Source organism: Mesorhizobium sp. B1-1-6 (genome assembly GCF_006443035.1).
In the GTDB taxonomy this organism is placed as follows: domain Bacteria; phylum Pseudomonadota; class Alphaproteobacteria; order Rhizobiales; family Rhizobiaceae; genus Mesorhizobium.
The window spans coordinates 31874-51007 of the sequence record NZ_VFWR01000023.1; the positions used below are offsets into that span (position 1 = coordinate 31874).

22 protein-coding genes are annotated in these 19134 nt (G+C 60.6%); 10 read left to right on the forward strand and 12 right to left on the reverse strand.

Translation table 11 applies throughout. The features are described 5' to 3' along the window. Positions 1-75: 75 nt before the first annotated feature. Both hemA and FJ979_RS30335 read right to left on the reverse strand, forming a co-directional pair. The gene (gene hemA, locus FJ979_RS30330) at positions 76-1353 is read right to left on the reverse strand and encodes a 5-aminolevulinate synthase (RefSeq protein WP_140561916.1); all 1278 of its coding nucleotides are present in this window, start codon (positions 1351-1353) and stop codon (positions 76-78) included. Between the two features lie 270 nt (positions 1354-1623). Continuing rightward, positions 1624-2448 carry a universal stress protein gene (locus FJ979_RS30335; RefSeq protein ID WP_140561918.1) on the reverse strand — a complete coding sequence of 275 codons (825 nt, stop codon included), beginning with the start codon at positions 2446-2448 and terminating at the stop codon, positions 1624-1626. A 194-nt stretch (positions 2449-2642) separates the two neighbouring features. Between FJ979_RS30335 and FJ979_RS30340 the strand changes: the two genes are divergently transcribed. Further along, positions 2643-3026, forward strand: coding sequence for a phasin family protein (locus FJ979_RS30340; RefSeq protein ID WP_140561920.1), 384 nt, complete (start codon positions 2643-2645; stop codon positions 3024-3026). 24 nt (positions 3027-3050) lie between these two features. Beyond that, positions 3051-3404 (forward strand): cytochrome c, encoded by a 354-nt coding sequence (locus FJ979_RS30345; protein ID WP_140561921.1) that lies wholly within the window; start codon positions 3051-3053, stop codon positions 3402-3404. Positions 3405-3535: 131 nt separating this feature from the next. On the opposite strand, the gene FJ979_RS30350 is transcribed toward FJ979_RS30345, so the two are convergent. The 4 genes from FJ979_RS30350 to FJ979_RS30370 form a co-directional block, all read right to left on the reverse strand. Continuing rightward, a complete protein-coding gene (locus FJ979_RS30350; protein ID WP_140561923.1) occupies positions 3536-3922 on the reverse strand; it encodes a translational machinery protein in 387 nt (128 codons plus the stop codon). 61 nt (positions 3923-3983) lie between these two features. Further along, positions 3984-4232, reverse strand: a complete 249-nt coding sequence (locus tag FJ979_RS30355) for a lipoyl domain-containing protein (protein WP_128369195.1) — start codon at positions 4230-4232, stop codon at positions 3984-3986. 519 nt (positions 4233-4751) lie between these two features. Continuing rightward, complete coding sequence (gene fixJ / locus FJ979_RS30365) at positions 4752-5366, reverse strand: response regulator FixJ (protein ID WP_140561924.1); 615 nt, start codon at positions 5364-5366, stop codon at positions 4752-4754. Further along, a complete protein-coding gene (locus FJ979_RS30370; RefSeq protein WP_140584514.1) occupies positions 5353-6909 on the reverse strand; it encodes a PAS domain-containing sensor histidine kinase in 1557 nt (518 codons plus the stop codon). The genes fixJ and FJ979_RS30370 overlap by 14 nt, the downstream gene beginning before the upstream one ends. Positions 6910-7112: 203 nt before the next feature. Here FJ979_RS30370 and FJ979_RS30375 point away from each other — a divergent pair, with 203 nt between their 5' ends. The 5 genes from FJ979_RS30375 to FJ979_RS30395 all read left to right on the forward strand — a co-directional run bounded on the left by FJ979_RS30375 (position 7113) and on the right by FJ979_RS30395 (position 11714). Then, positions 7113-7925: a universal stress protein gene (locus FJ979_RS30375; protein ID WP_140561927.1), complete on the forward strand. Its 813-nt coding sequence runs from the start codon at positions 7113-7115 to the stop codon at positions 7923-7925. Beyond that, positions 7925-10534, forward strand: a complete 2610-nt coding sequence (gene mgtA, locus FJ979_RS30380; protein ID WP_246679387.1) for a magnesium-translocating P-type ATPase — start codon at positions 7925-7927, stop codon at positions 10532-10534. The genes FJ979_RS30375 and mgtA overlap by 1 nt, the downstream gene beginning before the upstream one ends. A gap of 23 nt (positions 10535-10557) precedes the next feature. After that, a complete protein-coding gene (locus FJ979_RS30385; protein WP_140561930.1) occupies positions 10558-11031 on the forward strand; it encodes an NUDIX domain-containing protein in 474 nt (157 codons plus the stop codon). A 62-nt stretch (positions 11032-11093) separates the two neighbouring features. Further along, positions 11094-11363, forward strand: a complete 270-nt coding sequence (locus tag FJ979_RS30390; protein ID WP_140561932.1) for a DUF6455 family protein — start codon at positions 11094-11096, stop codon at positions 11361-11363. A 39-nt stretch (positions 11364-11402) separates the two neighbouring features. Next, a complete protein-coding gene (locus tag FJ979_RS30395; RefSeq protein ID WP_140561933.1) occupies positions 11403-11714 on the forward strand; it encodes a hypothetical protein in 312 nt (103 codons plus the stop codon). Between the two features lie 349 nt (positions 11715-12063). Here FJ979_RS30395 and FJ979_RS30400 read toward each other — a convergent pair whose 3' ends face one another. The 3 genes from FJ979_RS30400 to FJ979_RS30410 form a co-directional block, all read right to left on the reverse strand. After that, positions 12064-12762: a CBS domain-containing protein gene (locus FJ979_RS30400; RefSeq protein WP_140561935.1), complete on the reverse strand. Its 699-nt coding sequence runs from the start codon at positions 12760-12762 to the stop codon at positions 12064-12066. Between the two features lie 132 nt (positions 12763-12894). Next, the gene (locus FJ979_RS30405) at positions 12895-13362 is read right to left on the reverse strand and encodes a DUF2231 domain-containing protein (protein WP_246678479.1); all 468 of its coding nucleotides are present in this window, start codon (positions 13360-13362) and stop codon (positions 12895-12897) included. Between the two features lie 120 nt (positions 13363-13482). Beyond that, entirely contained in the window at positions 13483-13716 is a 234-nt protein-coding gene (locus tag FJ979_RS30410; RefSeq protein WP_140561938.1) for a hypothetical protein, read from the reverse strand. Between the two features lie 110 nt (positions 13717-13826). On the opposite strand from FJ979_RS30410, the gene FJ979_RS30415 reads away from it, so the two are divergent. Genes FJ979_RS30415 through FJ979_RS30425 form a run of 3 tightly spaced genes read left to right on the forward strand, consistent with a single transcriptional unit; the run spans position 13827 to position 16179 of the window. Beyond that, on the forward strand, positions 13827-14171 hold the full coding sequence (locus tag FJ979_RS30415; RefSeq protein WP_224518978.1) for a PepSY domain-containing protein: 345 nt from the start codon (positions 13827-13829) through the stop codon (positions 14169-14171). Then, the gene (locus FJ979_RS30420; protein ID WP_140561940.1) at positions 14171-14836 is read left to right on the forward strand and encodes a response regulator transcription factor; all 666 of its coding nucleotides are present in this window, start codon (positions 14171-14173) and stop codon (positions 14834-14836) included. The genes FJ979_RS30415 and FJ979_RS30420 overlap by 1 nt, the downstream gene beginning before the upstream one ends. After that, entirely contained in the window at positions 14836-16179 is a 1344-nt protein-coding gene (locus tag FJ979_RS30425) for a HAMP domain-containing sensor histidine kinase (protein WP_140561942.1), read from the forward strand. The genes FJ979_RS30420 and FJ979_RS30425 overlap by 1 nt, the downstream gene beginning before the upstream one ends. A 7-nt stretch (positions 16180-16186) precedes the next feature. Here FJ979_RS30425 and FJ979_RS30430 read toward each other — a convergent pair whose 3' ends face one another. Genes FJ979_RS30430 through FJ979_RS33225 form a run of 3 tightly spaced genes read right to left on the reverse strand, consistent with a single transcriptional unit; the run spans position 16187 to position 18745 of the window. Beyond that, the gene (locus tag FJ979_RS30430) at positions 16187-17698 is read right to left on the reverse strand and encodes an RnfABCDGE type electron transport complex subunit D (RefSeq protein WP_140584515.1); all 1512 of its coding nucleotides are present in this window, start codon (positions 17696-17698) and stop codon (positions 16187-16189) included. Next, the gene (locus FJ979_RS30435) at positions 17695-18417 is read right to left on the reverse strand and encodes an FAD:protein FMN transferase (protein WP_246678480.1); all 723 of its coding nucleotides are present in this window, start codon (positions 18415-18417) and stop codon (positions 17695-17697) included. The genes FJ979_RS30430 and FJ979_RS30435 overlap by 4 nt, the downstream gene beginning before the upstream one ends. A gap of 25 nt (positions 18418-18442) precedes the next feature. Continuing rightward, on the reverse strand, positions 18443-18745 hold the full coding sequence (locus tag FJ979_RS33225) for an FMN-binding protein (RefSeq protein ID WP_246679389.1): 303 nt from the start codon (positions 18743-18745) through the stop codon (positions 18443-18445). Positions 18746-19134: the final 389 nt, after the last annotated feature.

Sequence of the window (19134 nt, forward strand, 5' to 3'; positions counted from 1 at the left end):
AAAGCTTTAAGCATTGAGCAGGATCAAATTGCTCTGGGCAAAGGAGACGAAGACCGTTTGGGCAGACGGCGGGTTTCAGCCGCCGGATTTCTGAACCAGCAGCGGAACGATCCGGTCGCTCTTGGCGACAGAAGGCCGGCCGGTGGAACCATAGGGAATGCCCAGCGCATCCCAGGTCTCGACCAGCGCATCCTGCAGTCCCGCGATCAACTCATCGGAATGGAACGGCGTCGGCGTGATGCGCAGCCGCTCGGTGCCGCGCGGCACGGTCGGGTAGTTGATCGGCTGGATGTAGATGCCGTGCACGCCAAGCAGGCGGTCGCTCGCCATCTTGCACAGTTCGGGGTCACCGACCAGCAGCGGCACGATATGGGTCGGCGATTCCATCACCGGGAGGCCGGCGGCGGAGAGGATCTGCTTGGTCCGCGTCGCCTGCTGCTGCTGGGCGTCACGCTCGGCCTGCGAGCGCTTGAGATGACGGATCGAGGTAGTGGCAGCGGCGGCGATGGCCGGCGGCAGCGCGGTGGTGAAGATGAAGCCCGGCGCATAGGAGCGCACGGCGTCGATGACAGCGCTCGTGCCGGTGATGTAGCCGCCCAGCGTGCCGAAAGCCTTGGCGAGCGTGCCCTCGATGATGTCGATGCGGTCGGCGAGCCCTTCCCGCTCGGTGATGCCGCCGCCGCGCGGACCGTACATGCCGACGGCGTGGACCTCGTCGATATAGGTCATGGCGTTATGGCGCTCGGCCAGTTCGACGATCTCCCTGATCGGCGCGATGTCGCCGTCCATCGAATAGACGCTTTCGAAGACGATCAGCTTGGCGCGTTCGCGGCCCGCCGCCTGCAGCAGGCTTTCCAGATGCGCGACGTCGTTGTGGCGAAAGATCTTCTTTTCGGCGCCGGAACGCCGCACGCCTTCGATCATCGAGGCGTGGTTCAATTCGTCCGAGATGATCAGGCAGTTGGGCAAAAGCTTCGCGATGGTCGAGATCGAGGCTTCGTTGGAGACGAAGCCGGAGGTGAAGACCAGTGCCGCCTCCTTGTCATGCAGGTCGGCAAGCTCCACTTCAAGCTCGACCAGCGGGTTGCTGGTGCCGGAAATGTTGCGGGTGCCGCCGGCGCCCGAACCCATTTTGCCTGCGGTATTCTGAAACGCGGCGATGACGTCGGGATGCTGGCCCATGCCAAGATAGTCGTTGGAGCACCAGACGGTGATTTCCTCGGCACGGCCATTGGAACGCCAGATGGCGCGCGGGAACTTGCCCGCGATGCGCTCCAGGTCGGCGAAGACGCGGTAGCGACGCTCGGCATGGAGCTGGTCGATCGCTTCCTCGAAGAACCGCTGATAGTTCATGTCGACGTTCCTTTGCCTGTTAAGCAATCGCTGGTGCGGCCGCACCCCCGCTGCGTGGAATTGACCAACGGCGCAATTGCGGTTCGGCGGCCCTTACCAAGTCTTGTTGCCAGCATGACATATCGCTCTGCACCCGCCCGCGTTTGCTCGCGGTTTTTTGCCCCGCACGTCATCGGCTACGCTCAACTTGGCAAGGGTGGACGTAGCCCTTTGCGGGAAAGGCCGACCTTGATTCATGTCAATATCGGGGTGCCTGAGATGTCTTTTTGCTCAGTTCGATATGAACCGATGCAACGATCCGCTGCCCAGCACAGAACGCGTTACGCCGCCAAAGGTCATTTCCCTAACGCGGCTGTGCCCATACCCTCCCAGAACAATCAGATCAGCCGCAATTTCGTGCCCAATCCGCAGGAGCAGGTCCGCCGGCTCGGAGCCGCGCGCATCCAAAACTTCCGATCGCGCCTTCACGCCGTGGCGTGCCAGGAAGCTCTCGACGTCCGCAACATCGTCCCGAGGCGCGGTGTTTCCCCGGTCCACGGAGACGACGACAACATTCCTGGCCTCGATCAGAAGGGGCATTGCGTCGACGACAGCGCGGCGCGCTTCCCGCGTGTCGTTCCATGCTATCAGGATGCTTTCAGCCCTGATCGGTGCAATGTTTTCCGAGGCCACGAGTATCGGGCGGCCGGCTGCAAGAATGAGGCTTGCCGGATCCAGCATGCGATGATGGTCGACGATCAGGTCGACCGGTGGCGAGCCAGTTAGGATCAGGTCGGCGGCACGCGCATTGAGTGCGAGCTGGCGAGTGGGATCTCCTATTTCTCCTCGCCACGAGGCACGGTTGCTGCCGTTGACTGTGCTCAGGAATTCCTCTCTCAAGCAGTTGAGGCGGCCCTCAATCTCCTCCACCTGACACCACAACGCCTTGGTCGCCGCCTGGTCATCGGTGCCGGTTGGCAGGACAAAATGCGGCTCGGCCGCACAGAAGCCGATCAGATCGGCATCATGTCGTTGCGCAAGATCCCAGGCCATGGAGATGCGTGGCGCGGCGATGGTGTCCACGTCCAGTTGAACCATGATCGTTTTGAAAGCCATCGCTGCAGCCTCTTTTGCGTTGAAGCGAGCTAGCCACGAAGAGCGGGCAACGACCTTGATGCGTGTCAAACGCGGGAACGATATCGGTGGCGCCCGATAGCACCTGTTGATCCGGATCAACGACCTGGCGACGAATAGCGTTAGCGTCGTATGGCGAACACTTTTGTTTGCACCCTCACAATGGAGTACCGATCATGCAGATTCATCCCCAACCGTCGCAATTCGGCATGCAACTATTGCCGATGGTGGAGAATGGCCAGAAGGTCGTCCTCGCTGCGACGTCTCTTCAGGCGCATGCTTTCAAGGCAATGATGCGCTATCACATCGAAACGCTGGGGTTTCTGAAACATCGCTACGAGCAGGATGTTAAGCTGGCCGGTGACCTGATCGACGGCGCTGAGTTCAACGACGCCTTCGACATCTTCTCCACTTTCCTGCAGAATGCGACATTGGAATACACAACCGAAGCCGGCAAGGTCGCGGGCCTGACCTCCAAGCTCGCGTCGGAAACGGCTAAGCGCGTGCGCAAGGAGGCCAAAACCGCAATCGAGGACGCAGCGGCGAAGACAGTCGCGTAGATCGAAAGGCGGAGGCCTGCAACCATGAGCAGCTATCTGGGCAACGGGCGTCGCCGGCGGCAGTTTCGATGGGTTTGCGCACCTGCGGCGTTGCTGCTTGGATTCGTGCCTGCACAGGCCAACAGCTTGACGGAACGCGGCCAGGCATTGGTTGAGTTCAATTGCGCCCGCTGCCACGCCATTGGAAAAACCGATCAAAGCACCCATCCCGACGCGCCGGCGTTTCGCACCTTATCGAAGCGCTATCCGATCACGGATCTCGAGGAAGCCCTCGCCGAGGGCATTTCGACCGGCCATCCGGACATGCCCGAATGGGTTGCAAGCCCTGACCAAATCGAGGCGATAATCGCCTACATCAGCAGCTTGCAGCAACCGTGATCGAGGTCATGGGCGCAGCAGCCGACCGAACCAGACGGTTCGCTGCGCGATCGAAGTTCATGCAAGCCGCTCTGTAAAATGCAATCGACCTCGCAGCCGATAGCGGGCCATCAGAGCAACTCCAGACTGAGCTAGGGCAACATCCGGTCAGCGGCACGGAAAAACGACCGCGCGTGTGCCACAATCTGGGCCTCCGTAGGATGATCCGCCGTTTCAACACCGACAATTCGATCCTTCAAGTGCGCATGGTGGTCACGGATGTGCTTGGCCAGTTCATCTTTTGCCGATCCTGGTCCCACGATCAGCCATTCCTTGGCTGGCTGCAGTGCGTTGACCACATCGTGATAGAAGGCATCGTTTTCAGGCGCTCGCTTGCCGTCGATGCTGCCTGCCTTGTTGTGGGTCTGATGATGCGCCAGCGTGGTGACAAGCCTCACGCTTTCGGCTGTCTCACGGTTGAAGAAAAACACCTTGGCTTCGCGATGGTCGAGCCAGGCGACGGCATGTTGGGTCTGCATGTCTATACGTCCTTGAGTTATTGTTGATGAGCGCAATCGTCGCGGTGAGGCGTCGAATGCTTCACGCGGATTGGAACTCCAGCGTTGCCAGGATCGAGCCGGGTTCGATGACGGCATTTGCTGTGGCGACAATCGTCGCGCGGCCACTTGCGGGCGCGACAATCTCGTGAAGCGCGTCTTCGACGCGAATTTCGGCTATTCGCTCGCCGGCCTTGATTGTGTCGCCGCTGGCAATGAACCAACGCTCCAGGATGCCCTCGGGCAGCATGCTGGACGCCCATAGCGCTTCGTCGACCTTGATGTACTGCATGGCAATCTCCTTCTGCTTCGAATGATAGGCGCTTCGCCAAACTGGGCCTTGATCACGATCAAACCAGCAGAGAGGATGCCAGGATGCAGACGGGCGGCCGGCCATTTTGCAATTCGCACAATGCCGGGCTGGCATGGCCGGTCGCCAAGCGGCGCCCGCTTAACGCCTACACAACCAAATGATTGGACCTCGTCCGCTCGGAACGACCGACGCGCATACTTGCCCACAATCGCATCGCGCAATTTCAGAAATGATCCAGGTCAAAGCGCGCCGCGCTGTTTCCGTCAAAGCTAAGACAATGTGGAACTCTATCCTAAGCGCACCGTATGGTCGCGACCTCGAACTCGCCGTCGTCGACGAGGAGGGGACGCATGCGCTCGTATTTCCGTGCGTAAGGAGTCGAGAAGGCTGGAAGAACGCCACCACCGGCGCCCGTGTCGATATCCGGCCGACGCACTGGCGCGATTGGAAGCCGGAGCAGGCCCAGGCCAGAACTGGCAACCCTCTCGAAGGGTCTCCCTAGGGTCTCGATTCCACGATCAACGCCATGCGCACAAGATGTGACAGGCTGCCCGCGCCCATTTTGCTCATGACATTGGCCCGGTGGATTTCGACCGTACGCGGGCTGATTCCCAGATCGTAGGCGATGGTCTTGTTCGGCAGACCCGACACAAGCCCGTCCAGCACCTGCCGCTCGCGCTCCGACAAGGTCACCAGACGCGTGCGGATGTCCGAAGACTGGGGATGCGCCGCGTTTGCCTGGTTCCGGTTGGCCAGCGCGGAGCGGATCGCACCAATCAGCATCTCATCGTCGAACGGCTTTTCGATGAAATCGGAAGCGCCTTCCTTCATTGCCTGCACGGCGAGCGCCACGTCGGCATGGCCAGTCATCACGATGACCGGAATTGTATGTCCGCCTGCTCTGAGCTGTCGCAGAAACTCTATGCCATCTATGCCCGGCATGCGGACGTCGGTGACGATGCAGCCGTCGAGACTGCTCGTCGCCGTCGACAGAAATGCTGTGGCCGATTCGTGCAGGCGTACAGCGAAGTCTGCTGTGGCCAGAAGAAAACCGAGCGACTTGCGAACGTCGACGTCGTCGTCGACCACGTGCACCAGATCACTGTCGGCCATTTGTGACCTCTTCTTTCTCTACGATGCGCAAGGTGAACCGGAACGCGGTTCCACCGGCCGGCACCGCCTCGGCCCATATGTGACCGCCATGCGATTCAACGATGGTGCGGCAAATGGAAAGGCCGACACCCATGCCTTGCTTCTTGGTGGTCACAAATGGCTGGAAAAGTTGCGCCGAGACCTCCGGCGCGAGACCTGGGCCTGTATCGATCACGCTTACCTCGGCCATCCCATCATCCCGGGCAATAGTCGTGATTTTCAATTCGCGTCGTGCTGCATCCTGCATGGCCTCAACCGCGTTGCGCATCAGGTTGAGCAGAACCTGCTGAATCTGGATGCGATCGGTCAAGACCAGTTCGGCGGCAGGATCAAGCTTGTAGCTGACGAGAAGATTCATCTCCCGCGCACCGACCAAGGCCAGGGATGCAGCTTCCTCGATCAGCAAGGGCAGTCGTTCGACCTGGCGCTCGCTTTCGCCCCTGGCAACAAAATCCCTCAGATGACGAATGACGTCTCCCGCCCGCAGGGCCTGCTCAGCTGCCTTTTCCACGGCATCCCGCAGCATGGGCGCGTTCTCTTCCGTGCTCTTTTCAAGCAGCCGACGACTGCCCTTGAGGTAATTCGTGATGGCGGTGAGCGGCTGGTTGATCTCGTGGGCAAGTGTCGAGGCCATTTCGCCGAGCGCGGTAAACCGCGCCATGTGGAGGAGCTCCTGCTGCTGCTCCTGGATTCTAGCTTCTGCCCGGTGGCGTTCGGTCAGGTCGCGGCAGAAGCCAGTAAAGAAGCGTCCGGTTCCTGGATGCATCTCGCCGACGGAAAGCTCCATAGGGAAGGTCGTGCCATCCTTGCGTGCCCCGGTAACGGTGCGGCCGAGCCCGATTATCCGGCGCTCGCCCGTCGTCAGGTAACGAAGCAGATAGGCGTCGTGCTCATCGCGGTAGGGCGCGGGCATCAACATTTTCACGTTTTGACCGATGACTTCACCTGACTGGTAGCCGAACAGCGTTTCTGCCGCAGTGCTGAAGGATTGAATCCCGCCCTGTTCGTCGATGACGACCATTGCGTCTGGCACCGTTGCTAGGATCGATCGCAGGTGATCTTCACGCAACAGAAGAGCTGCGTTTGCAAAGGAGAGTTCGCTGACATCCGTGCCTTCAATGAAGATCGCGGTGATACGGCCATCGTCGGCCTTGACCGGCTGATAGACGAAATCAAGGATGCGCTCTTCGACCGGCCCGTCGGCCTTGTTGCGAAGGCCAACCTTCACCCCGTGGCCGATATAGGGCTCGCCCGTCGTGTGAACATGGTCCAGATGTTCGAGAAATTCATGCCCTTCGAGCTCGGGAAAGGCCTCCCGCACTGACTTTCCAATCACTTGCCTGTTGCCGATCAATCGCTGGTAGGCGGCATTGGTCAGCACGAAGACATGGTCTGGCTCGCGTATCAGGGCCATGAATCCCGGAGCCTTATCGAACATTTGCGACAACAGGGATTTCAGCGTCGTCCCGCCGGGCGACAAACTGAGCGCTTCGTCTTTGATCACCTGAAGTTCCTGGGTTCGAGACGGTGCTACAACGGGTACCTATCATTTCTCGCGGCACACGCAAAACGGATCGAGACGACGGTTTCGGACACAGATCCAGTTGGCGGGCGCAATTGGCGGGCCCTTTGACCCGCATCAAGGCACCGGGCGCCGGCGAATGCAATTGATCACGCATTCAATGGTTTCAGCGAAAGGCACCCGCAATGTCCTACAAGTCAATCATCGTGAACCTCGCCATCGATGCGGCTCCTGCACCCATTGTGCAGGTGGGGATCGAACTTGCCGAACGATTTGGAGCCCATCTAGTTGGCCTGGCGGCAGCGGATGTCCCGCCACTGGTCGCGACCGGCGACGGCATGGTCTACGAAGGCGAGATCATGCAGATCCAGCGAACGGAAATCGAAAAGCGGCTTGCGGAATTGCGTGCCGAGTTCGAGAGGCTGGTGCCAACTTCGATTACAAGCGAATGGGGACAAGCGGTCTGCAGTCCGACCCGGTTCCTCAGCGTTTCGGCCAGGGCGGCCGACCTCATCGTCACCGGCGGCGGGGATGGAGACAACGTCTTTCGCGCTGTTGATATTGGCAGCCTTGCACTCGGCACCGGGCGGCCGGTTCTGGTCACCGCAGGCAATATGGAGCATATCCGCGCAAAAACCGTGCTTGTTGCCTGGAAGGACACCAGGGAGGCACGGCGGGCGATAGCCGATGCACTGCCTTTTCTGGCCAAGGCGAACGAGGTCATCGTAGCCACGATTGACACCAACCGTGACGAGAGCATTCGTGACAGCCTCGACGATGTCGCCGTGTTCCTTGGACACCATGGCATCAAGGCGCGAACCGAGCTGATCGCCGGCGAGGCTGATGGCGACCGCCTGCTGACGTTCGCACGCTCGATCCATGCGGACTTGATCGTTTCGGGCGCCTATGGCCATAGCCGCTTGCGGGAATGGGCGTTTGGCGGCGTCACCCGCACGCTCATCGAAGAGAGCGGCATCAACCGCTTCATGTCGTATTGATGACCAGCGAAGCTGACCAGCAATCCGTGGCACCGGACGGCGCCGCTTATTGGTCGATCGAGACCGATGACCTTCTGCGGAGCCTCGAGACGTCGCCATCGGGGCTTGCAGCTTCGGAGGCCGCATTAAGGCTCGCAAAATTCGGTCGAAACACACCGGCGTTGAAGTCAAGCGCATCGGCCCTGATCGTGTTTGCCCGCCAGTTCCGCAGCCCGCTGGTCCTGATCCTCATTTTCGCAGCCAGCGTGTCAGCTTTCGTCGGAGAGGGCCAGGAGGCTGCAATCATCGGCGCGATCGTGCTGGCAAGCTGCGTCCTGAGTTTCACCCAGGAGTATGGCGCGTCGCGGGCGACCGAGGCGCTGAAACAGCGCATTTCGCGCAAGGCGATAGTGTTGCGCGATGGCGTAGAGTGCTCGATTGCTGCCGAAGATATCGTGCCGGGCGACTTGATCCGGCTTTCGGCAGGAAACCTCATTCCTGCGGACGGCATCATTCTGGACGCGCGCGATTTCAATGTCAGTGAGGCTGTGCTGACCGGTGAAACCTTTCCCGTCGTGAAGGCACCGGGGCGGTCGCCGCCAGAGGCTTCGCTTGCGCAGCGCACCAATGCGGTCTTCACGGGCACTTCGGTTCGTAGCGGTACTGCAACCGTGCTTGCCGCGGCGACAGGCGCCCGCACCGAATACGCATCGATCGCCGCAGCCCTCGAGCGGAAAATTCCGGAAACGGGCTTTGCCCGGGGGATAAGACAGTTCGGCTACCTGATGACCGAGATCATGCTGGCGATTGTCATCCTGGTATTCTTTGCCAATTTGATGCTGCACCGACCGCTGATTGAATCGCTGCTGTTTTCGCTGGCACTGGCGGTTGGCCTCACGCCGGAACTGCTTCCGGCGATCATCAGTGTGACGCTGGCGCGAGGGGCTCGCGCCATGGCGGCCAACGGCGTGATCGTGCGCCGTCTCGATGCCATCGAAAACCTGGGCAGCATGGACCTGCTGTGCACCGACAAGACCGGCACGCTGACGGAAGGCGTGATCCACCTCAACGGTTGGCTCGATGTCGATGGCAATGCGTCGGCCGACATACTGCTTTGGGCCCGTCTCAACGCGACCCTTCAGACCGGATTGAAGAACCCGCTGGACGAAGCGATCGCCGCTGCGCCGGGCGAGGGAGGGTCATTGGCTGCCTTCACGAAGGTCGATGAGATCCCCTACGATTTCATCCGCAAGCGTCTATCCGTAATTGTGCGGAGCACCGAAGACCTTCTGACTACCAAAGGCGCGGTTCAAAATGTCCTCGAAATCTGCTCCTTCGTCCACACAGCCAAGGGGTTGGAACCCCTCGATGCAACGCACCGTGCGGCGATCGACGACAAATTCCGGCGCTGGAGCGCGGAAGGCTACCGCGTGCTGGGCGTGGCGATCCGTCGATTTGAGAGCCGGAAAACGTTTAGCAGGACTGATGAAATCGATCTCGCCTTCGCGGGCTTCCTGCTTTTCCTCGACCCGCCCAAGAAAGGCGTCAAGGAGACGCTTGCCGATCTCGCCCACCGCGGCATCGCGGTAAAGGTCATTTCGGGCGACAATCGCTACGTTGCCGCGCACCTTGCCCAGGCGGTCGGCCTACGCGCCGACAGGATCATGACTGGCGAGGCGCTTTCGAAATTGACCAAGAGCGCGCTCTTTGCAGGCGTTCAGCACACTGACCTCTTCGTTGAAATCGATCCCAACCAGAAGGAGCGCATCGTTCAGGCCTTGCGGAGCAGGGGGCATGTGGTTGGTTATCTCGGCGATGGCATCAATGATGCGCCGGCTCTCCATGAGGCAGATATTGGCATCTCGGTCGACACCGCTGTCGATGTCGCGCGCGAGGCCGCCGACATTATCCTTCTCAAGCAGGATCTGGGTGTGCTCGTGCGCGGCGTCGACGACGGCCGCAAGACATTCGCCAACACCATGAAGTATATCTCCATCACCACCAGCGCCAATTTCGGCAACATGATCAGCATGGCTATTGCCTCGCTTTTCCTGCCTTTCCTGCCGCTTCTGGCAGCGCAGATCCTGCTCAACAATTTCCTTTCCGACGTGCCTTCTCTGGCGATCGCGAGCGACAATGTGGATCCAGACCAGCTGCGCCGGCCGCGCCACTGGGACATCCGTTTTGTACGGCGGTTCATGATCAGCTTTGGCCTGGTCAGCTCGCTGTTCGATTTCGCGACGTTCGCGTTCCTGCTGTTCGTCGCTCACGCCACGGCGGCTGCCTTCCAGACCGGCTGGTTTGTCGAATCGTTGCTGACGGAGCTTGCGATCGTTCTCATTGTGCGCACACACAAAGCTTTCTGGGCAAGCCGTCCGAGCCCGTTGCTTGCCTGGCTTACGTTGGCTGTCGGGGTTGTTGCGATCATGATCCCCTATCTGCCGTTTGCTGCCTGGTTCGGCTTCGTGCCCTTGCCACTGCCCGTGCTTGCCGGGCTTGTCGCTATCACCGCGCTTTATCTCCTGGCCTCGGAGGCGACCAAGCGTTGGTTCTTTGGACGGGAGAGCCGCCAGTCGCAGCGGATGATCGATAGAGTCTCCAAACCTCATGCGGCCTACTCGAGGTTATAGACCGGTGCGGGAGGCTTGAGGCGATGATGAAAAGAAGCGCGGGCATTCTGCCCTATCGCAGATCAAGCAATGGGCTGCAGGTGCTGCTCGTCCATCCGGGCGGCCCTTTCTGGCAAAGCCGCGATCTTGGCGCCTGGTCCGTCGCCAAGGGCGAGTATGACAACAGCGAGCTGCCAGAAGCCGCGGCGCGGCGCGAATTCCAGGAAGAGACAGGTTGGGAGCCAAAGGGAGCCCTGCTCAATCTGAGAGAGTTGCGCCAGCGAAAGAGCAAAATCATCACTGCTTTCGCGCTGGAAGGCAATTTCGATACCGCAACGTTGCGCAGCAACATGTTTGAGATGGAATGGCCACGACGCAGCGGCCGCAAGCAGTCATTTCCCGAGGTGGATCGCAGTGCATGGCTGGATCTGGACCCGGCCCGGGCAAAACTGCTTGCCGGTCAACGGCCCTTTCTAGACCGCCTTGCCGCTTCGGTTTTGCGCCACGCAGCCTGTTGATCGAGATCAACGCCACCTGCCGCCAACATGGCAATGATGGCGAGTAGGCAGGAGTGATCAATATGAGCTTTCTCGATTATCTGATTTCGGTCGACGCCAGAACGGCTCTGATGGGTCGCATGATGCGGACGCTCGGCGTCGACAGACATTTGAAGGTCGTGGCAGACCATGCGGCAGTCACCAATCGGGCAGTGAACCGCTGCCGTGCCTGCGGCCATCAGGACGAATGCATGACCTGGCTCGACGAACATCAGCAAGCCGAGAACCCGCCAGACTATTGCCGTAACAGCGACCTGATCGCACGACTGCAGCACGTAGCCGACGAACGGTAGTGCATCGAGCAGATCAGCCTTGAGGACGTTATGACTTCGGTGGACGATCTGTTCTTTCCAGAAGTATTTCTGCTCTTTGTTGCACCAGGGCCCACCAACGCTCTTTTGATGGCGGGGTCGGTCAAACGAGCGAATGCGATCAAACTTTTATCCGCTCAGGCATGCGGATACGGGATCGCATCCGCGTGCTGGTTTTCGCTGCGTCCCGTCGTGTCGCCCGATGCCATTCAGATACTGAGGCTGGCTGCAGCCGGATGGCTGGTCATTCTTGGCCTGCGTCTGATGGCGAGCGCCGGGTCCGACGTTTCTAAAGCGGCGACGCCATTTCTGTTGCGGCGACCAGTGCCCTGAACCCGAAGGCCTTTATTTATTGCCTGGCTATCGTGCCGATGGACATCGAACCGCGCGCCCTGGGATCCTCTGGGTTGCGCTCCTGGTGATGACGGCTGCCACCGGATCGGTTTGGCTTTTGCTAGGTCGGCGCTTCAGTGGAAGCAAAAGAATGGCAGAGAGAGTTACCGGCGCGGCGCTTGTTGCATTCGCCCTGCTGCTCCTTCGGCCACTGATCCTTCTGGTCGCGATATGAACGCGGCGAAGCGCAAGCGCGAACCTGTTTCGCTGCCGAGCTATCCTCCGACGCAAGTTCAAGCTCTCTGGGCACACCGGCTCGCGACACCAACCCGGCGTTGGTCGGCCAGCACTAAGAAACCAGGAGGACGGACACGGGATCCGCGCAGAAGAGACCATCCTCGACCGCTTTGACGCCGGCGACGTTTTCGGCCGCAACAATGGCCGCCTGGCGCTCACGTTCGTCGAAGATGGCACCGCTCAGTTTCACCACGCCATTGTTCACCCTCACGTTGATCAAGTCCTTGCCGGCCCATTTCTGCGTCGCCAGCTCGGTCGTGATGTTCTGCCGAATCTCTTCGTCATCGATGGCTGAAGGCGTTGCATCTGGAAGGACGTTCAGCAATGCCCGCAGAAGATCAGAGCGGGTGATGATGCCGACGACTTTCCCGGCGTCGACAACTGGAACGCGTTTGACATGGTGACGCGTCATGAGCTCGACGACCTCGGCGAGCGATGCGGTAGGCGGTGCCGTGACGACATCTTGCGACATCACCTCCTCGATCCGTCGCCCGTTGGCGTGGACATATTCATCGGCGGTCTTTCCGGGACTGACGAGAAACTCCAGCCAACGCGAGCGCTTGCGCTGCGTGCCCAGTTCCGCGCGACGCAGGAAATCGCCCTCGCTGACGATACCGACCAGGGTGCCGTCGCCGCGAATGACGGGAAAGCCGCTGATCTTGTTGGAGAGCATCAACCCTGCCGCCTCGGCGATCGATGCGGACGGGTCGATGCCGACGACTGGTTTGCTCATTACGGCTGCGGCTTGCATGTTCGCTCTCCGGAGTTTCTCCAAACCTCCGGCTTCTTAGGCTTCACATGCCCGAAGCGCCTTGATCTGAATCATTTTGCCATCGAGGCAAATGGTTCAAAGGTTGGCTCGCAAGTGACGGGCGCGTTTCCGTTAGCCAGCGATCGCGGTCTTGGCGACGTTCACGCCAAGTTCATAGACAAGCAGTCCACCATAATAGGCCGTCGCGGTGACCAGAATTGCTCCGCAAATCTCTATCAAAGGGATGGCGATCGTTACAGCCCGAAACTCGCGATTCCGTATCCAAAGCGCGAGCCGCACCAGTCCCCAGATTAGGAAGGCAAAGGCAGTGATACCCCCCAGGCTCTCGTGGATTTCTGCAATATCGCTGCTGAAGCCGGCCGCTTCGGCGTGATCGAGGGCAAGACCGCCGAAGAACCAGGTCCCGATGGCAAACACTCCGGCAGCCAGGGCCACGAAGGTTGAGATCGTGCCGGCGCCCGATTTCCTGGTGACGGCGCTACCGCCGGCCAGCGCCACAAGGTCGATAGCCGCAAGCGTGTAGATCAGAACGATAGGAAAATGAACGAGAATGGGGTGGATGTGCTGAATGGGAACCACGAAAACTCTCCAGAAATTGGTAGGGGACTTTGGACAGTTGCCAGCCTTGCAGCGAGCCTTGGCCGACGACATTTGCGGGGGTTATCTGCTGTGGCGGGCCACGCACTACGAACGAGAGATCTAGTCGTTTTCGTCGGCCTCATCGCCCCGCCGGTCGTCACACGCATCGTCATCACCCTTGATGGCTTTCGGGGTGGTGGCGTCCTGCATCGGGATGGCCTGCAGGTCGATCGGGCCGGATGGGTCAACGGACGATTGCGCCCCACATGATCCGTCGTCCGATTCGGCGGCCGCCGGCAGGGCAAAGGTTGTCAGGCCTGCAAGTGCTGCAAAGACAAGCATGGAATTGCGCATGGTCTGGTATCCTTCTCGGCGCGGCCATGATTGGACGCGATGATGCCTGGATATGGACCCTTCGCTTGCTGGAGGCTGAGGATGATTGACAGCAAATTGAAAGCTTGAACGTGCCACATGCCTTGCCGATGAAAAGCCTGTTGATGCGTTTGGCGGTGCTGGGTCTCGCTGGACTTGTCCTGGCCATGCCTCTCGCTGCCCGCGCCGATGAGGACGATGACGGCGACCATGACCGGGCACGGGATTTGTACGAGCACGGCGAAATCAAGGGCCTTGCCGATATACTGGACGTTGTCCGCGCCAAAGCTCCCGGCGATGTCGTGGCGGTCGATCTCGTCCGCAAGGCCAACAAATGGGTTTACCGGTTCCAGGTCGTCGGTGCCGATGGCCGGCGAAAGACCATCGACGTCGACGCCGGTGCCGGTGTCATCCTGCGCGATGGGGAGGGCGACTGATGAAGATCCTCCTCGCCGAGGACGAGCCCCGTATCGCTGCCGATATCGCGACTGCCCTCAAGGCATCCGGAATGGCGGTCGATGTCGTAAAGGATGGTGAAGCTGCCTGGTTCGCTGGCGATGTCGAGACTTATGACGCCGCGATTCTGGATCTCGGATTGCCCAAGCTCGATGGCCTCACGATCTTGAAACGTTGGCGGGCCAACGACCGCCGGTTTCCGGTTCTGATCCTGACCGCAAGGGGGATGTGGACGGAACGCGTGGAGGGGATCAACTCCGGGGCTGACGACTATCTTCCCAAGCCTTTTGAAATGGAAGAACTACTCGCCCGGTTGCGCGCCATCCTGCGTCGCTCGGCAGGGCAGGCGGCACCGGTTCTGAGGTCCGGTCCGCTGCTTCTGGACACGCGCCAGATGCGCATTTCGCTGCGCGGCATTCCCGTTTCCCTGTCGCCGCTGGAGTACCGGCTCCTGGCGTTTCTGATGCATCATGCAGGGCGGGTGGTGGCGCCGACCGAACTGGCTGAGCATCTTTACGATTCAGGCAACGACCGCGATCCGAACGCGATCGAGGTCATTGTCGCGCGATTGCGACGCAAGCTCGGCAGCGATGTCATCGAGACGAGACGAGGGTTCGGGTATCTGATGCCCGACGATGCCGCCTGATGGGCAACTCGATCCGCTTCCGGCTGTGGTTGGCGGCGACCATCTCGATTCTTGTCGCGCTCGCCATCGCCGGCGCCGGCTTGCGCTATCTGTTCGAACTGCACGTCGAGCGGCGCGTGGTGGGCGAGCTGACGGTCGACCTCAACGAATTGATCGGCGCGACGACTTTCACAAGCGATGGCCGCCTTGTGGTGACCCCGGTGCTGACCGACCCACGATTTGCCAATCCACTGTCCGGTTACTACTGGCAGGTGGAGGACGTCGCCACAGGCAGCCTTGAGCGTTCGCGATCATTGTGGGACGCCAAGCTGCTCCTGCCCGCCCGGAGCGCAAGTGGTGGGCTGCCAACGGTCGAGGAGTTCACGGGCCCGGGCGGAGAACTCACTATTGCGGTCGAGCGCACAATCATCGATGCCGGAGGCCACTCCTTTCGTGCCATCGTGGCGGAAGATCATCGAACCGTTGAGGTGTCAGTAAGCGAATATGTTCGTGATCTCGCTCCGGCTCTCCTGATGCTAGCTGCAGTTCTCATGGCCGCGTTTTTCGTACAGATCACCATCGGCCTTGCACCGCTCAAGACCTTACGGGTCGCAGTCGGAAGCGTGATTGCGCAGCGAAAGGCGCGGCTCGATGCGATGGCACCAAGCGAGGTGCAGCCGCTCGCTGACGAAATCAATCGCCTTCTCGATGCCCAGGAGAAGGCTCTCGCTCGGGCGCGCTCGCGCGCTACCGATCTGGCGCACGGCCTCAAGACGCCGCTGCAAGTTCTTTCGGCCGACATCCGCGCGTTGAGAAAAAAAGGCGAGACGGAGCTGGCCGACGAGATCGAGAAGAGCACCGGCGCGATCCGCCGCCATGTCGAGCGGGAGCTCGCGCGCGCCCGCCTCGCGCCCGGAGTCTCGGGCAAGGCATCCTGTGAGGTGTCGGACGTCGCGGCTGGGGTCGTTGCCGTCGTAAAACGAACGCCAAGCGGCAAACAGCTTTCTTTCACGATGGGGGTCGCGGAAGATCTGATGGCGCCAATCGACGAAGGCGACCTGTCGGAAATCCTCGGCAATCTGGTCGAGAACGCCGCCCGCTATGCAAAGTCGTCAGTCCGTGTCGATGCGTCCGCGACGGCTGGCGAGGTGACCGTCACGGTCGCCGATGATGGCCCAGGTATACCGGATGCCGATCGCGAATTCGCCTTGTCACGTGGCGTCCAGCTCGACAGCAAGGGCGGCAGCAGCGGCTTAGGCCTGGCCATCGTTTCCGACATCGTCGAAGCCTATGGCGGACGCCTTGCCATGGCCAACGCCGATCCGGGTCTGGTCGTGCGCATTTCCTTGCCGCGACACAGCTGAGCGTGCTTCAGGCAAAACCCGGGAAGTAGTCGACCTTTATCTTCGAACGGCGGACGCCCATGGCCAGCAGTTTCTGACGCAGCGCCTTGACCATCGCTTGCGGGCCGGAAATGTAGAAAGTGCGCTCGAGATAGTCGGTCATAGTCAGACGTATCAGGCGCTCGTCGATGTATCCAGGATATTGCCCGCGCTCGGCACCGTGCGCCACAGCGTGGATCGTCTTGATGCCAAGTTCCTGCCTTGCCGCGCCAAGCACGTCGCGATAAGCGATGTCCTGCTGGCCCTCTGTTCCGTAGAGGATGACGATCGGTCGCCGCTCCTTGCGGTCGATGAGATATTGCAGCATCGAGCGGAACGGCGTGACGCCGATGCCTCCGGCCAGGAACGCGATCTTGGTTTCACGCCGGGTGGGCAGCGTGAAGTTGCCGGCCAGTTGCGCGGCATGGATCGTGCTGCCTGGCTTCATGGCAATCAGTTCCCGCTTGAAGGCACTTGATTGCGGATAGAACTTCACACCGAGACGGACTGTCTCCTCCGTCGGCGCCGAGGCGATTGTGAAATAGCGGCGGTTGCCGCGATTGTCGGCGCGATCGAGGCCAAGCGTCCATTCGAGATACTGGCCGGCTTCAAAGGCGGGCTTGCGCGGCGACCGGAAGACGAAGTCAAAGCTATCGACGGCCGATTGCTCAACGCGTTCAAGAGTCAGCACAAAGCGTCCCTTGGGGCCTGCCGCATAGGCAAACAGGTTGCCGGCAAGCAGCGCCAGTTCCGGGGTGAAATAGAACGAGCCGATATGGATGTTGGGAGCAAACAGAAAGCCGACGATGGCGGCAAAGCCGATGCGCGGCCATTGCATGGTCGGTGCCGTCAGCGGCTCGGTCAGCATCACGAAGGCAAAGAACAGCAGCGGCGACGAACCCAGCGTCTCCGCAAGCGCCGTCCAATACTGCGACGGGTCGGAGGTCGCCATAATGGTCGCCAGCGCCATGGCAATGAAGGTCGAGACAAGGTCAAGCCTGCGTAATTTCCGCACAATTAGCATCCCGCCGATGAGCACAAGCGGGAGCAACGGCAGAGTGCCCCCGACCCACCAGGTGGCCGGTTGGTCGAGCAGCAGCGCGGACAGTGCCACCCCCAACGCCGCCGGATTGAAGAGATGCTTCCTGCCGACCGCGAGAATGAATTTGGATGAAATCGCCCAGACGGACGCGAATGCAACCGCCGCGATTCCCTTGATGTCCGTGGTGGCTACCGGATCGAGAATGAGCGCAAGGATGAGCGCGGTGATGTAGACGGACTCGTTGTTGGCCGGGACAGCGAAGACATGCGCAAAAACCTTGTTGGTGAGCCAGCAGGCGGCCAGCGCCAAACCTGTTGTGAAGGCGAGCGCGATCGGATCATGTGGTACGAGCTTGGCAAAGCCGAGCACGAGCGCTGCGGCGACCAGCGCGAGCAAATAGTAGAGGACCAGCCGGTACATGGTCAGATGGTCGAGAAATCGGTCGATGGTTTTGATCATGGCAGGCAAAGGGCTCCGAACCCGGTTGTCGGCGTGGCGCGGCCATTGGCGTGGACGACATACCCCTCCAGGCCTGGCGTCTGCTCGATGAAATGAATGCCGTCCCGGCCCATGGCGAAGGCTGCGGTGGCGAAACGATCGGCTTCGAGCACATCGGCGCCAATGACGGTCAGGCTGACAATGTCCTGGATCGGACTGTCAATTGCATGCGGGTTGTAGATGTGTTGGCCCCGCACATAGGTTCCGGAGGTCGCCAGCCCGCGACCGCGTGGATAGACGATCTTCACGATTTCGTCCGGGTTGAAGGGATTGCGGATGCCGACGCTCCAGTCATGGCCCGATGCATTCTTGCCGCAGGACTGGATATCGCCGCCAGCCTCGATGAAGAAACCGCTGATGCCGCTTCGCTGAATGATGGCTGCCGCGTTGCGAATGGCCCAGCCCTTCACGATGCCGGAAGGATCGAGCGAACCGTCGGGCTTGCGAATATCGAAGTATCCATCCGTCTCGTCTTTCGTCTGTTTGGCAATGGCCAGCACTTCCATCATCTCGCCACTCCAGTCGACGACCGGAACGTCGCCGCGGTTGATGGCCGCGATCTCGCTGTCGGCCCGGTATGTGCTGAAGCGCCGATCGATATGCTCGAAATAGCCGAAGACCGTGTCGATCAACCCATCGGCCGACGCGCCGCCAATGTCGACCGTGATGGGCATGCCCATCAAAATTCGCGTGTCGCGCATGGACCTACGACGACGCTTTCTTCAGGGCGCCGCGCAGCGACTGGATGAAAGCCCTGCTGGTCAGCGTCGCGCCCGAAATTATATCGACATTGGCGCTTTGGGCGCTGATCGCTTCGTCGCGCAGCATGGGCAGCGCCTGCCTGTTGATGCTGACGGAGGTCCTGCGGTCGGAGGGATATTTCAGCACTTTCAGCGCTGTAAGCTGCCCGCCTTGTACGAGGGCCTGAATCTGGATGATGCCGTAATAGGCGTCGGCCGTGGGGCCGGTGTAGACGCCATCGGCATAACCATGCGCCGCGAGCTTCATGCCCACCCGGACGACACGTGCTGGTGCATCCGGATATGCTGGCCTCGGCTGCGGGACTGGTATGTAAACGGCCGGAGTTACGGCGAATGAGGGTGCTGTTGACGAAGGATCGATGACAGCCTGCGCCACTGGCTGTGCCGGTGGCGTTGGCAACGGTTGCGGTGCCACCGTAACCACTGTCTGCTTGACTGGATCATTTGATCGTTCGGCGTGCGTTGCTATGCCAGCCGTCGTTTCCCGGGCAATCGGGAACCTTGTTCTGAGCCGGGGATCGAGGGGCGGCGGGGAGATTAGGAGCGCCGGCAAAGCCGCAGCGGATGCCGGCGCTTTTGGCTGCACGGAAGGCGCATCTGCCGCGTCGCTCGGCAGCGCTTCGCCGAGTATATCGT

Bases quoted from the DNA above. Each gene is read 5' to 3' on its own strand.
- hemA (WP_140561916.1), bottom strand. From the start codon at position 1,353: ATGAACTATCAGCGGTTCTTCGAGGAAGCGATCGACCAGCTCCATGCC.
- FJ979_RS30335 (WP_140561918.1), bottom strand. From the start codon at position 2,448: ATGGCTTTCAAAACGATCATGGTTCAACTGGACGTGGACACCATCGCC.
- FJ979_RS30340 (WP_140561920.1), top strand. From the start codon at position 2,643: ATGCAGATTCATCCCCAACCGTCGCAATTCGGCATGCAACTATTGCCG.
- FJ979_RS30345 (WP_140561921.1), top strand. From the start codon at position 3,051: ATGAGCAGCTATCTGGGCAACGGGCGTCGCCGGCGGCAGTTTCGATGG.
- FJ979_RS30350 (WP_140561923.1), bottom strand. From the start codon at position 3,922: ATGCAGACCCAACATGCCGTCGCCTGGCTCGACCATCGCGAAGCCAAG.
- FJ979_RS30355 (WP_128369195.1), bottom strand. From the start codon at position 4,232: ATGCAGTACATCAAGGTCGACGAAGCGCTATGGGCGTCCAGCATGCTG.
- fixJ (WP_140561924.1), bottom strand. From the start codon at position 5,366: ATGGCCGACAGTGATCTGGTGCACGTGGTCGACGACGACGTCGACGTT.
- FJ979_RS30375 (WP_140561927.1), top strand. From the start codon at position 7,113: ATGTCCTACAAGTCAATCATCGTGAACCTCGCCATCGATGCGGCTCCT.
- mgtA (WP_246679387.1), top strand. From the start codon at position 7,925: ATGACCAGCGAAGCTGACCAGCAATCCGTGGCACCGGACGGCGCCGCT.
- FJ979_RS30385 (WP_140561930.1), top strand. From the start codon at position 10,558: ATGATGAAAAGAAGCGCGGGCATTCTGCCCTATCGCAGATCAAGCAAT.
- FJ979_RS30390 (WP_140561932.1), top strand. From the start codon at position 11,094: ATGAGCTTTCTCGATTATCTGATTTCGGTCGACGCCAGAACGGCTCTG.
- FJ979_RS30400 (WP_140561935.1), bottom strand. From the start codon at position 12,762: ATGCAAGCCGCAGCCGTAATGAGCAAACCAGTCGTCGGCATCGACCCG.
- FJ979_RS30410 (WP_140561938.1), bottom strand. From the start codon at position 13,716: ATGCGCAATTCCATGCTTGTCTTTGCAGCACTTGCAGGCCTGACAACC.
- FJ979_RS30420 (WP_140561940.1), top strand. From the start codon at position 14,171: ATGAAGATCCTCCTCGCCGAGGACGAGCCCCGTATCGCTGCCGATATC.
- FJ979_RS30425 (WP_140561942.1), top strand. From the start codon at position 14,836: ATGGGCAACTCGATCCGCTTCCGGCTGTGGTTGGCGGCGACCATCTCG.
- FJ979_RS30430 (WP_140584515.1), bottom strand. From the start codon at position 17,698: ATGATCAAAACCATCGACCGATTTCTCGACCATCTGACCATGTACCGG.
- FJ979_RS30435 (WP_246678480.1), bottom strand. From the start codon at position 18,417: ATGGGCATGCCCATCACGGTCGACATTGGCGGCGCGTCGGCCGATGGG.
- FJ979_RS33225 (WP_246679389.1), bottom strand. From the start codon at position 18,745: ATGAAGCTCGCGGCGCATGGTTATGCCGATGGCGTCTACACCGGCCCC.